Here is a 12,784-nt window from a genome sequence, read left to right as displayed (position 1 = left end):
CGCGTTTGGGATGCGAAAGTACGTAAAAGGATTGCAATTCCGAACCCTACGCATGATACTCGAAAGCCTCCACTTACTGTTCTTCAAAAACTACGAAGAAGCCAACTTAGGCCTCTCGCCCCACATCAACTGTTTTGTGGGTGACAACGGAAGTGGCAAGACGAATCTGCTGGATGCCATCCACTACCTCTCCCTGACCAAAAGCGCTTTTACTACCTCTGATGCCCAGAGCATCAAGCAGGGGGCGGAGTTCTTTGTGGTGAAAGGCCGGTTTCGCACGGAGCCAGCTGAGAAGCCCGAAACTATCCAGTGCAGCTTGCGCCAGGGCCAGAAGAAAACCTTAACCCACGACAAGCAGCCCTACGAACGAATCTCGGACCACATTGGGCGCTACCCGGTTGTGCTGATTTCTCCTTACGATACCGACCTGATTCGGCAGGGTAGCGAGGAGCGCCGCAAGTACTTCGACAGCCTCATTTCTCAGCTCGACCATGAATACTTAGAGAACTTGATTCGCTATAGCCACTTACTTAAGCAGCGCAACTCCTTGCTTAAGTTGGCCGCTGACCGGCAAGCTGGTTACGACCGGGACTATCTTCTGGTGCTAGATGAACAATTGGCGCCCATTGGAGAACAATTGGTGAAACGGCGACAAGAATTCTTAGCTGAGTTCGAGCCGGTTTTTCAGCGCCACTATGAGCAGCTGGCCGATGCTCGTGAGCAAGTAACCCTAGCGTATAAAAGTGAGCTACCCGATACAGATTTTTTGAAGTTACTCCGGTTAAATGAGCGCAAGGACCTTTCCCTGCAGCGGACCAGCGCGGGTCCTCACCGCGACGATGTGACGTTCCTGATGGATGGGTTGGCAGTGAAAGGCTACGGCTCGCAAGGCCAACAAAAGTCATTTGCTATTGCTTTAAAGCTAGCTCAGTTTGAGGTGCTGGCCCAGCACAAACACCATAAGCCCTTATTGCTGCTCGATGACATTTTTGACCGTCTCGATGAAAAGCGCATTACCCGGCTTATGCAGTTGGTGGCTAATCACACCTTCGGGCAGATCTTCTTGACCGATACCCATCTGGAGAGAACTGACCGGGTGCTGGCGACCCTCTCCGACGATATCCGCCGATTCCGGGTTGAATCTGGTACTGTCACGCCGCTTTAGCAGCAGGGCCGCAGTACCTTTGAGGAAGCAACAACAAGCTGCTTCTTCGCGCGTTAAGTAACACAATGGCCTTCAAAAAACCTTTCCCATCCGAAAATTCCCGCAAGTCTGACATCGTTCCTTTGAAGGATGGCATTACGGCTTTGCTGCGCGCCTACCGGCTGCAAGGAAAGCTGAATGAAGTGACGGTAGTTGCCAGTTGGGAGCGAGTTATGGGCAAAGCCATTGCCATGAAAACTCAGGAGGTTTACGTTAGTAACCACAAGCTTTTTGTGCGCCTTACTTCCGCCCCGCTCAAGCACGAACTCATCATGGCCAAAACCCGAGTTCTAGAGAACCTGAATGCCGAGGTAGGAGAAGATATTATTACGGAGGTAGTATTCTTGTAAGTAGCGTCCGTTTCGGTATTACTGCTCCTTACTACTAGGTGAGCTAAGCCTGATAACGCAGCCATCCACTAGGCTTACTTCTACTCAAGCGGCAAGTTTTTCGGTTCCGCGTTTAGCTGAACAAGCGCCTCCCCTACCCCTTCTAGATTTTTACGTGCGCTTAGTACCCCAGCTGACACCGCTCCTGTTGCAGGAGGTGGAGTTGCTGCTCCGTGGCAAGCTTGGTACGAGCATTGTCAAACTCCCGACCATATTGCTCCTTGAACTCACGCCGCTTAATGGCTTCTACAAAGCGACGGGTATCCTCGGCTGTTTCCAGCAGTAAGCCTGGTACCGGTGTTGGCTTCCCGTTGTCGTCCTTGGCCACCATCGTGAAGTAGCAGGTATTGGTGTGTTTCACGCTACCATTCCGAACGTCTTCGGCTATCACCTTGATACCGACCAGTAGGGAAGTACGGCCCACGTAGTTCACAGAAGCTAGCAAGGACACTAGCTCACCTACCTCCACAGGCTGCAGAAAATTGACTCCATCTACACTCACTGTCACGCAGTAGTTGCCGGCATGTTTTGAAGCGGCGGCATACGCTACTTTGTCCATTAGCGAGAGCAAGATGCCACCGTGAATCTTCCCTCCGAAATTGGCATAGGAGGGAATCATTAACTCCGTTAGAGTTACTCGGGAATAGGACACCGGGCGGTATTCGGGCAGGCTGTTGGGAACCATAAAAATTAAGGGACAGACTATGGTAGTTGTAGCGTACAGGTAGTCTCACTTCATATACTGGGCTGCTCGTTACGTTAGAGCTTTCCCTCCTACCCTGCCCATCGTTTCTAACGAACATCTGAGGCTACAAGTCGCTTGCTTTTTCTTTTTGCGGCTCTTGCTTCTGCTAAGCCTGCTGCTGTTGAGTAACCTGAATTAGTAACGGGTAGAACTGCCGTTGGGTGAACAAATATGTTTCACGTGGAACGTTTTTGTCACTTTGGACCATACACCTTCAACAGGAGCTCATTATAGGCCTCTAGCAAGGCTATATACTTCTGCTGAAGCATTAGAAGCTGTTTTGCTAGGTCCGGTTCTGTTACAAGAGGAGCGGCATTACGTGATGTTACAACTCTATCTGACGCAGATGTAATATTATTAACAGCAACAGGTGTTACAAATGACAAAACAGACTGCTGTGTAACTGTAAAGTCTTGAGAAAAGTCGTGAGATATTACATCTCCTACTCGCTTTACAAAAGCGTAATCAAGTGTCTCTTCTTTAAACTTACGATAGATAGTAGGGCGTGTAATACCCAGCTCATCCACAATCCGCGTAATTGATATTCCGCTGTTCTTAATGGCTTCCTGCAGTATTTCGCCCTGGTGTGGCATAACGTGTAATATGACAAAGGATGGGTCTGTAAATATAACATAGTGTCACATATACACAATATACATGCTACAAATACGATTCATGATGAAAACATATTACACTTGTATTATTGTAACTATTGTATACTGATACATGTTACAAAATCATATTTGTTACAAGTATCAACCTGTTAACTGTAACAAACAGTGTACACGCAATACAAAGGAGCTGCAGTACGGCTGCAGGGCCCAGACAGCAGTAGTTCTAGCTACTAAGTGTATCAGCGCTTAGGGCTGCCGAAATAACCGAGTACACTACAGTACAAGGCTCCGTAGTGCCAGCAGTCGGTCCGGGTAATCAGTTGTAATTCCCTTGGGCTGATAGGCCAACACATGGCGTAAATCTGCTGGCTCATTTACTGTCCAGGGCACTAGGTCGATGTGCTGCTGACGCAGTTCAGTAATCAACTCTGGAGTAAGCAAGCGGAATTCGGGACCATATAGGGAAGGGATGAAACCTAGCTCCATTAGGTGGGCTGATAGAGGCTTTTCATCCTCTACCAGCAAGCATAAAGGCAGGGCAGGGAGTAGTTGTCGGGCGGCTTGTAGCACGCGCTTATCAAAGCACAGAAGCGTGGTGCGAGCCAGTAAAGACAGGGCTCTTAATTCAAGAAGAACCAACTCTAAAAAGCGCGAGGGAGTTGGGTGATATATCCCATCCCCCTCGGGCGTACTCTTGAGTTCAATACTGAAGCGAACCGGCCGACGACCGAGCTGAAAGGCCAGCTTGTCGAGCGCCTGCACAACCTCACGCAGCAAGGGCTTGTGGGCGGGCTCAGGCATTTGCTCAGGGTAGTACGGATGCCGGGTAAGGCCACAGTCGTACTGCCGGATGGTGGCGTAGGGTAGCTGGTATACGTTGTGCTGCTTCTGCTGCTCGAAAGGAATTGGCTGGCCAGCAGGAGTGCGGCAAATAGCGGCCGACATCCAGGGCTCGTGCGATACGACTACCTGGTTATCGGCCGAAATAACTACATCCAGTTCCACTACATCTACTCCTAAAGTAAGCGCATGCAGGAAGGCGGGAATAGTGTTTTCGGGGCGCAGACCGCGGCAGCCACGGTGCCCATGTACTTCAGGAAAAGGCAGGAAAGCCATATGAAGAGGAAGTGAGATAAAAAGTATAAGGGCCAGACTCCGGCAGCTTTGCCTAAGGGAAATAGTCTTGAACCAGACAAAAACCCTCTATTTTTACCCATGTACGGCTTTTTCCTACCTACCTCCTTCCTCATGAAAAAAACGATCCTGAGCCTGCTACTTATCGGCTTGGCAATTGGCGCCTACCTCTACTATAAGAACCTGACTACGGGACCGGAATACTCGCTTCTGCAGGCCGCAAAAGCAGTGCAGGACCACAACCCAGCGGCGTTCGAGCGCTACGTAGATGTGAGCAGCGTAACTAGCAATCTGGTTGATCAGGTTACGGCACAAAGCTCGGTTCTGGGAATGCTAAACCCCGGTGGCCTGGCTATGAAGGGAGCTCTGCGCCTACTGAAGCCGCAGCTGGCCCAGGCAGCCCGCCAGGAAGTGCAGCGCTACGTTGAGACGGGCTCAGTAGAGGCCGTAGCAGCCGCGCCCAAGCCGATGGGCGTATCCGTGCTAGGTGTAGTGGGCAAAGTAGTGGGGCCCGATACCAAGTTTAAAGGAGTCAAATACACCCATGAGGAAGGCGAGCAAGCCTTGGTAGGTTTGGAGTTTACGCAGCCTCGCTACGACACAACGTTGGTGCTAGAGGTGAAGATGCGCGACCAAGGTGACCATTGGCAGGCCACGGAAATCACTAACACGGCCGACATTCTAAAGCAGGTAGCACGCTTGGAAAAGCAGCGGCTGGTAGGCAAGTAAACGTGCGCGTTACCTAATCGGCTTACACGAAGAAGCCCCGATCCTCACTGAGGATCGGGGCTTCTTCGTGTAAGCTATGTGCCTACTACTTGTCCTTACCGAATAGCAGGAAGGCCAGCGAGCCAAGGAAGGGGAAGAAAAAAATGATCAGGCCCCACACGATCTTCTTACCGAGTGACCACGGCTGCTGGAACAACTTGAACAGGGCGTACACGGCCAGAATTAAGTGAATAACGCCAGCGGTAGTCAAGGAGCCATCGGCATTGCGGGTGCGGCCGCAGCTGCTCAGGGCAAACGACATTAACAAAGCCAGAATACCGGTCAGGGTGAAAGAACGGTTGCTGGTGAGTGAAGAAACGAGCTTATTCATGGTGCAGGGAGTGTGTAGAATGGTAGAGAGTATGCCGTTCTGTACGCACAACACCTAAAATGGATATTATCAGACAAGTATTATATTAATAAGTATTTGACAATCAGTGACTTAGTTAACAAATTCTCGGATTTTATCAAAGAACAGAGGTCCGACTCGTGGTAGCAAGACGAGGGTCAGTACGATACCGTACAGAGCTCCGTAGAAGTGGGCGTCGTGGTTGATATTGTCGCCTCGGCGGCGGCCCATGTAGTAGGAATAGGCCAGATACAAGAAGCCGAAGATGAAGCCTGGAATGGCAACGGGGATTGGAAAAATCCGGATACCGGCCGTGGGGTTGAACAGAATAGCCGAAAAGACAACTGATGCTACCCCGCCAGAAGCCCCGAGGCTGCGGTAATTCGGATCGTCGCGGTGGCGGAGATAGGTAGGAACATCTGAAAGAACAATGCCGCCCAGGTACAGCAGCAGGAAGTACAGCAGACCCGTCGTCGGTCCGAACACGCCAAAGAATACGGTTTCCACTATCTGGCTGAAGGAGTAAAACGCCAGCATATTGAACAGCAGGTGCCCAAAGTCGGCGTGCAGAAACCCAGAGGTAATGAAGCGGTAGTAATCGTGGTTACGCTTGACGCGGTAGGGCTCCAGAATCCAGCTTTCCAGGAAGGCAGGATTCGACCAGGCGTAGAGGGAGATGCCTGCCGTCAGCACGGTCAGGATCAGGGTAGGAGACAATTCCATAGAAGTTGAAAGAAGTCAGAAAAGAGTGGTAGCACTACTGCTCCCGTTCCATGAGTTGCATGGCCAAGTGACGAAGAGGTTTTTTACGCGTTTCAGGGGCCGCTACGCGTTCCAAATGCTGTAAGGCGTCCAGGAAGTAGTCGTTGATGAGAGCTTCCGTCTGAGGGCGGATTTCGAGCTCATCGTAGATGGTGCGCACGGCCTGCACCTTCGCTTCGGCATCGGCTACGGGCTGGCCGATATGCTGAAGCAGCGTAATGCGTTGCGATTCGCTGGCCTGGGCCTGAGCCGTGAGCAGAAGGTAGGTTTTTTTGTCGCTGAGGATGTCGCCGCCCACGCGCTTGCCGAAGGTGGCCGCGTCGCCGTACACATCCAGCAGGTCGTCGCGGAGCTGGAAGGCTACCCCAATACCGACGCCAAACTGGCGCAGGTGGTCGGCATCCTGGCGGGAGGCGCCGCCGAGCAGAGCGCCCAGCTCCAGGGCAAAGCCCAGCAGCACGGCCGTCTTCAACCGAATCATATCCAGGTACTGCGCAATGCTGACCTCCGTTTCCGTCTCGAAGTTCATATCCCACTGCTGGCCCTCGCACACCTCGGCGGCCGTTTGGGAGAAGCGGCGGAGTACGTGGGGTAGTAGTTCAGTAGGCACGTCCAGAAACAGCTCGTAGGCCCGCACCAGCATGACGTCTCCGCTCAGAATGGCCACGTTGGGGTTCCACTTTTCGTGCACAGTCGCCTGACCGCGGCGCAGGGGCGCTTGGTCCATCAGGTCGTCGTGGAGGAGGGTGAAGTTGTGGAAGACTTCGGTAGCCAGGGCGGGCTTCAGAGCAGGCTCCAGCTCATCGGTAAAGATATGAGCACCTAGTAAGGTCAGCAAAGGCCGAATGCGCTTGCCGCCGAGGGCCATGATGTAGCGAATGGGCTCGTAGAGGGCCGTGGGCTGCTCGCCGTATTGCAGGGGCGCCAGGGCGGTATTGATGCGGTCAGTGAGTTGGGACAGGTCCACGGAATGGGGTAAAAGTTCGGATGGGAAAGGTACGCAAGAGTAGGTGATGGGGTAGTGAGGTGAAGGGTGATGAAGTGAATGCCGGCGAGTGACAGAGCCGGCAGCCTATAAAAAAGCCTGTCATCCTGAGCAAAGCGAAGGACCTTACTACCCCAGAACAGCTACCGTACTAACGGTTTGTTCCGATGTGGTGAGGTCCTTCGCTTTGCTCAGAATGACAGACTAAGTATTGACAAGCTTGCTTGACTTACCGCCGACGCTTGCTCTCGCCTCCGGGGCGGCCACCTTTGCCGCCTTTGTGGCCTCCGCCGCTGCGCTCAGGGCGGTAGCCACGGCGGCTTTCCCGACCAGCGTCGCGCTCCTCCCGCTCCCGGTTCTTCACGGCATCAGGTCGGTTGTCCACCAGCTCAAAGTCGATGGTGCGGTCCAGTAGGTTGGCCGATTTGACCACCACCTGCAGCTCGTCGCCGAACTGGATGATGCGCTTGCTGCGCTGACCTACGAGGCGGTAGTTGTTCTTGTCTAGCTCGAAGAAGTCGCCGGGGATGTCGGCTACCCGTACCATGCCCTCGCACTTGTTCTCCTCGATTTCGACGTAGAGACCCCACTCGGTCAGGCCCGACACCACGCCCGTAAATGTGTCGCCGATACGGTCCTGTAGGAACTCGACTTGCTTGTACTTGATGCTGGCACGCTCGGCATTGGCGGCCAGCTTCTCGCGCTCCGAAGAGTGCTTGCACTCTTCCTCAATGGGCTCCACTTCCACGTTCTTACCGCCCTCCAAGTAATGCTCCAGCAGGCGGTGGGCCATCATGTCGGGGTAGCGGCGAATCGGCGAAGTGAAGTGCGAATAGTGCTCGAAGGCCAGGCCAAAGTGCCCGCGCGGATCGGTAGTATAGGTGGCCTTGGCCATGGTCCGGATGGCGAGCGTCTGGATGACGTTCTGCTCCGGGCGGCCGACTACCTCGCTGCTCAAATCGTTTAGCTCCGTGCTCAGCTTCTTCGGATTCGAGAGGTCGAGCTGGTGGCCAAACTTCTGGGCGAAGAGGGCAAAGTTGGCCAGACGTTCCTCGTCGGGGGCGTCGTGCACGCGGTACACCATGGTGAAGCGCGGCTTCCGATTCTTGAGCTTGAACACAAACTCGGCCACCTTGCGGTTGGCTAGCAGCATGAACTCCTCAATCATCTTGTGGGCGTCCTTGCGCTCCTTTACATACACGCCCAGCGGCTTACCCTGCTCATCCAGCTTGAACTTCACCTCCTGGGTTTCGAAGCTGATGGCGCCCTGCTTAAAGCGGGCGGCGCAAAGCTTCTTGGCAATGTCGTTCATCAGCTGAATCTCGGCGGTGTAGTCCGCCTCCAGCCCTTCAATGCGCTCCTGGGCCTCTTCGTAAGCAAAGCGGCGGTCGGAGTGAATGATGGTTTTGCCAAACCAAGAGTTGTAGAGCTTGCCCTTTTCGTCGAGCTCAAACACAGCCGAGAAGGTCAGCTTGTCCTCGTGGGGGCGCAGGGAGCAGAGGCCGTTGCTGAGGCGCTCGGGCAGCATAGGAATCACACGGTCCACGAGGTAGACGGAGGTAGCACGGTAGCGCGCCTCCTTTTCCAGGGCCATACCGGGTTGCACGTAGTGCGTCACGTCGGCAATGTGCACGCCAATTTCCCAGTGCCCGTTTTCGAGTTTCTGAATGGAAAGCGCATCGTCGAAGTCCTTGGCATCAACCGGGTCGATGGTAAAGGTGGTGATGTGGCGGAAGTCGCGGCGGCGCTCTATCTCGCTCTGCGGAATCTCCAGCGGAATGCTTTCCGACTCTTCCTCTACCTCGGCGGGAAACTCAAACGGCAGCCCGAACTCGGCCATAATGGCGTTGATTTCGGCCTCGTTTTCGCCGGCCTTGCCGAAGCTGCGCACGACCTGGCCCACGGGCAACTGGCCGGCGTCACCCTCTGGAAACTCAGCAATGCGCACCAGTACTTTCTCGCCGTGGTTGGCGCCGTTCAGGTTCTCGAAGGGCACAAACACGTCGAAGTAGATTTTGCGGTTATCGGGCTTCACGAAGCCGATGCCGCCCTGCATGTGCAGGCGTCCCACCAGCTCCGGGCGCACCCGGTTTACTACCTCCACCACGTCGCCAACGGGGCGGCCGTCGCGGGAGCCGCGCAGACGCAGGCGCACCGTGTCGCCGTGCATGGCAAACTTCAGCCGGTCGGTGAAGACGCGCACGTCCTGTTCACTTTCTTCTGAAATGACAAAAGCGTATTTGTCGGTAGCCAGGGCCACGGTTCCGGTGATGGTTTCACCACCGCCTTCCTGCCGCGGGCGGCGAGGGGTAGCAGGGCCGTCAGCATCAGGGAAGTCGAAACCAGCCTCCCGGCGGCGGTGCACCACGGGGTCCTGACCGAACTCGGTTTCTACGGGCCGGCCCCCACCGCGGCTCATACCGGCAAAGGGCTCCCGCTCGTTGCGGCGCGTTTTGCGGCCACTGGCGGGCTCGGTGGCCGCTTGGGCAGCGGCGGCATCCGTCAGGCGGTAGTCGTCGTTTTGCAGCAGCGTGAGCAGGCCGCTTTTCTTGAGGCTTTTCAGGTGTTCAAAAATGTCTTCGCGCTGCTCCTTGGTTGTCACGCCCAGGCGGCGGGAGAGTTGGCGGTAGGAGAAGACTTTGCCCGGGTTGTCGCGGAAGACGCGAAACACTAGATCTTTGGAAATGGAGGCCACAGCGGCATCGTTGCGGCGGGCTGCCTTCGCGCGAGGGGCGCGGGGGGCGGCGGATTCGTCTTTTTCTTTCATGTAGAAAAGGGGCCGCCAGTGGTTGTCTTTTTCGCAGGCGGCGGGGTTGAATGAGTGGGAAACTGGTAGTACTACGAGGTTTCCCGGGTAAAGTAATCCAGCCCGGAATCGGGCTTCGAAAAGATGATACGGAATATATCGGGGAATAACTATTCCTAGTCGAAAAAGGGAGGTTAAGCTTGGGTTGCGGCGGCTAGGGCACCCAGTACCGTACGGCCAAAATCGGCCACATTCCATTCTTTCAGGTCGGACACTTGTCCGTCGCCTACCTCCACGATGATGGGATGTCCAGCCGCGGTAAGGGCTACATCCAAACTATAGAACAAACGAGGGCGCAACTGAAAAAGTGCCGGCCGCAGCTGATTAGGTAGCGGTGTACCTCCCGCGCCATACGCAGTACCAGCCACCACGAAGTAGCGACGCTCGGAGTCGGGCTGGAGCTCCATATACTGCCGCACGAACAGCAATTCATTGTTCGGAATCCCATGTTTACGCAGCAGCTCCTGCCACTCCGCTGCCGAAGCTACCGTGGAGTTAGGCCCAAACGACTTTACGAGTCCTTTCACGAAATAGCGTTGGCCTGCAAAGAAGTCGGGCAACTGACCGGCGGGCTGAAACGTGCTGGCGAAGGTGTACTCCCGAATTGCCGCGTACCAGCCCGAGGCAAGATGCGCGGATAGGTAGGACTCGATGCCACTAAGCAGCGGAGCCAGTTGCTCCAGTAGCTCGTATTCCGGACCTGTCAACATCCAGCCGCGGTATAAGGCCGGGGTTGTCGGAGTACGAGGCCATACCCGAGCCGTTTCTAAATCAAACAGCCCAACAGTAAAACCAGCTGCCGATGCCCAGGTATACTCAGGCTCCCAAAGCGGATCAACCGTCCGGGGTTCATAGGGCAATGAAGGGTAGAGAATGTGCATGCCCTAAAGATGCGTACTTCCCTCCTAGGCCCGGCTGGCTACGGCGGCGCGGATGTCGGCGGGCTCGTCTTTGGGAATGGCGGCCAGCAGCTGCCGGGTGTACTCGTGCTGGGGGTTGGCGTACAGCTCGGCGGCAGGGCCGCTTTCCACAATCTGCCCCTGGCGCATGACCAGCAGCCGGTCGCTCATGAAGCGGGCCACCGACAGGTCGTGGGTAATGAAAAGGTAGGTGATGCCAAACTCGCGCTTGAGGTCATTGAGCAGGTTGAGCACCTGGGCCTGCACCGACACGTCGAGGGCCGATACGGACTCGTCGCAGATGATGCACTTGGGCTGCAGGGCCAGGGCCCGGGCAATGCAGATGCGCTGGCGCTGCCCCCCGCTGAACTCGTGAGGGTAGCGCTGGTAGTGCTCCTCCTTCAGCCCCACGGTGCGCAGTAGCTCCAGCACCTGGTCCTTCTGCTGCTGGCGGGTGCCGCCTACGTGGTGCACGCGCATGGGCTCCAGGATGGCCTCACCCACGGTCATCATAGGATTTAGGGCGGCGTAGGGGTCCTGGAACACCATCTGAAACTCCCGGCGCTTGCGGCGCAGCTCCTCAGCGGGCAGCGTGGCCAGGTCTACCCCTTCGAACAGGATACTACCCGAGGTGGGCTCCACTAGCCGCAGCAAGGTTCGGCCCAGCGTGGTTTTGCCGCAGCCCGACTCCCCCACCAACCCCACCGTTTCGCCAGGATAAATGTCGAAGCTTACCCCGTCCACGGCCCGCACATACTCCTTCTTCCGGTTGAAGAAGCCTTTACGAATGGGGAAATGCACGTTCAATTCTTTCACGCTTAGTAAAGGTCCATCGGCGGTGGTCCGACCAATTCCCGCAGGGTTGGTCGAACCACTCTCGTTGCTGAGGTTGCTGATGGCTGGGCTGCCTTCGTTCAACGAGAGTGGTCCTACGAACCCCTGCGGGGAATTCGTAGGACCACTTGCTTCTAGCGGCAACGGCTGGCCAGATTCCAGGCCGGGGGCAGCATCCAGACCAAATTGTGGTTCCGAAGGGCGTGAAACAGAATGTTCCACGGGGAACGTTTTGGTGGTTTCAGAGTTGTTTTGAGAGTTTAGCTCTTGGAGGCCACCAATTTCATTAGTAAGCAGTTGCGCAGGGTCATTTTCAGTGACAATAAAGTTTCCATCGGCTGTTTCACGCATGAAATCAGCTACCACGGGCAATTTTTTCTGGCCAACAGAAAGTTTTGGCCGGCAGGCCAGCAGACCCTTGGTGTACGGGTGCTGGGGGTTGGTGAAGATGTCGAGAACTGAGCCCTGCTCTACTACCCGGCCCCGGTACATGACCAAAATACGGTCGGCTATTTCGGCTACTACTCCTAGGTCGTGGGTAATGAAGATGACGGCGGTATGGTGCTGGCGGCGCAGGTCGTCGATAAGGCGGAGCATGCGGGCTTGCACCGTGACGTCGAGGGCCGTGGTGGGCTCGTCGGCAATGAGGATGGCCGGGTTGCAGGCCATGGCCATGGCAATCATCACGCGCTGCTTCTGGCCCCCGCTGATTTCGTGGGGGTAGCTGGTGAAGATTTTCTCGGGGCGGGGCAGCTGGGCCATGGTGAACAGCTCCACGGTGCGGGCTTGCACTTCCTTTTCCGTAAGCGGGGTGTGCAGGCGTAGGGCTTCCACTACCTGGCTGCCGCAGGTGTACACCGGGTTCAGGGACGTCATCGGCTCCTGAAAAATCATGCTGATGTCGTTGCCCCGCACCTGCCGCAGCTGCTGGTCGGTGAGTTGGAGCAGGTCAACCTCCCCTAGCGCCTCCGACTGAAACCGCGCCTGCCCGGACACAATCTGGCCGGGCGGCAGCGGAATCAGCCCCATCAGGGCCAACGACGTTACCGACTTGCCTGAGCCCGACTCACCCACAATGGCCAGCGTTTCGCCCCGCCGCAAGTCGAAGGAAATATTCTGTACGGCCCGCGTGTTGCCCCGGTGGCTCTGGAAATCGATGGTCAGGTTGCGGACGGAGAGGATGGGCTGGGACACGGCGGGCAGAGGCAAGGCGGAAAAAAGTAAAGATAGGCAGGCCGGCAGTAGCTTGCCTGGCGCATTTGGCGTACACAAAAGTTGTCATTCCCAGCAGCGTG

12 protein-coding genes are annotated in these 12,784 nt (G+C 55.7%); 3 read left to right on the top strand and 9 right to left on the bottom strand.

Going from position 1 to position 12,784, the window contains the following annotated elements; translation table 11 throughout:
• Positions 1-52: 52 nt before the first annotated feature.
• Together recF and MWH26_RS18145 are read left to right on the top strand one after the other, a co-directional pair.
• Positions 53-1,165, top strand: a complete 1,113-nt coding sequence (recF, locus tag MWH26_RS18150) for a DNA replication/repair protein RecF (RefSeq protein ID WP_244694300.1) — start codon at positions 53-55, stop codon at positions 1,163-1,165.
• A 65-nt stretch (positions 1,166-1,230) separates the two neighbouring features.
• Positions 1,231-1,554, top strand: a complete 324-nt coding sequence (locus MWH26_RS18145) for a DciA family protein (protein WP_244694299.1) — start codon at positions 1,231-1,233, stop codon at positions 1,552-1,554.
• A 160-nt stretch (positions 1,555-1,714) separates the two neighbouring features.
• Here the strand turns inward: MWH26_RS18145 and MWH26_RS18140 are convergent, their stop codons facing one another.
• From MWH26_RS18140 to MWH26_RS18130, 3 genes are all read right to left on the bottom strand, one after another.
• A complete protein-coding gene (locus tag MWH26_RS18140) occupies positions 1,715-2,212 on the bottom strand; it encodes an acyl-CoA thioesterase (RefSeq protein ID WP_244698835.1) in 498 nt (165 codons plus the stop codon).
• A gap of 320 nt (positions 2,213-2,532) precedes the next feature.
• On the bottom strand, positions 2,533-2,931 hold the full coding sequence (locus MWH26_RS18135; protein WP_247975386.1) for a helix-turn-helix domain-containing protein: 399 nt from the start codon (positions 2,929-2,931) through the stop codon (positions 2,533-2,535).
• 294 nt (positions 2,932-3,225) lie between these two features.
• Positions 3,226-4,068 (bottom strand): glycerophosphodiester phosphodiesterase family protein, encoded by an 843-nt coding sequence (locus MWH26_RS18130; protein WP_247975385.1) that lies wholly within the window; start codon positions 4,066-4,068, stop codon positions 3,226-3,228.
• 132 nt (positions 4,069-4,200) lie between these two features.
• Between MWH26_RS18130 and MWH26_RS18125 the strand changes: the two genes are divergently transcribed.
• Positions 4,201-4,815: a DUF2939 domain-containing protein gene (locus MWH26_RS18125; RefSeq protein ID WP_247975384.1), complete on the top strand. Its 615-nt coding sequence runs from the start codon at positions 4,201-4,203 to the stop codon at positions 4,813-4,815.
• An 85-nt stretch (positions 4,816-4,900) separates the two neighbouring features.
• Here MWH26_RS18125 and MWH26_RS18120 read toward each other — a convergent pair whose 3' ends face one another.
• From MWH26_RS18120 to MWH26_RS18095, 6 genes are all read right to left on the bottom strand, one after another.
• Positions 4,901-5,185 (bottom strand): PLD nuclease N-terminal domain-containing protein, encoded by a 285-nt coding sequence (locus MWH26_RS18120; protein WP_244694295.1) that lies wholly within the window; start codon positions 5,183-5,185, stop codon positions 4,901-4,903.
• A 111-nt stretch (positions 5,186-5,296) separates the two neighbouring features.
• Positions 5,297-5,926, bottom strand: coding sequence for a rhomboid family intramembrane serine protease (locus tag MWH26_RS18115; protein ID WP_311136874.1), 630 nt, complete (start codon positions 5,924-5,926; stop codon positions 5,297-5,299).
• A gap of 34 nt (positions 5,927-5,960) precedes the next feature.
• A complete protein-coding gene (locus tag MWH26_RS18110) occupies positions 5,961-6,932 on the bottom strand; it encodes a polyprenyl synthetase family protein (RefSeq protein ID WP_247975383.1) in 972 nt (323 codons plus the stop codon).
• A 247-nt stretch (positions 6,933-7,179) separates the two neighbouring features.
• Positions 7,180-9,717, bottom strand: coding sequence for a ribonuclease R (gene rnr, locus MWH26_RS18105; RefSeq protein WP_247975382.1), 2,538 nt, complete (start codon positions 9,715-9,717; stop codon positions 7,180-7,182).
• Positions 9,718-9,890: 173 nt separating this feature from the next.
• Positions 9,891-10,637, bottom strand: a complete 747-nt coding sequence (locus MWH26_RS18100; RefSeq protein WP_247975381.1) for an ATP-grasp domain-containing protein — start codon at positions 10,635-10,637, stop codon at positions 9,891-9,893.
• 24 nt (positions 10,638-10,661) lie between these two features.
• Complete coding sequence (locus tag MWH26_RS18095) at positions 10,662-12,698, bottom strand: ABC transporter ATP-binding protein (RefSeq protein WP_247975380.1); 2,037 nt, start codon at positions 12,696-12,698, stop codon at positions 10,662-10,664.
• Positions 12,699-12,784 lie beyond the last annotated feature (86 nt).

The sequence above is a fragment of the Hymenobacter sublimis genome, assembly GCF_023101345.1.
Taxonomy (GTDB): domain Bacteria; phylum Bacteroidota; class Bacteroidia; order Cytophagales; family Hymenobacteraceae; genus Hymenobacter; species Hymenobacter sublimis.
Note: the sequence above shows the minus strand (reverse complement) of the source record. Positions and strands in the feature narration are given on the sequence as shown.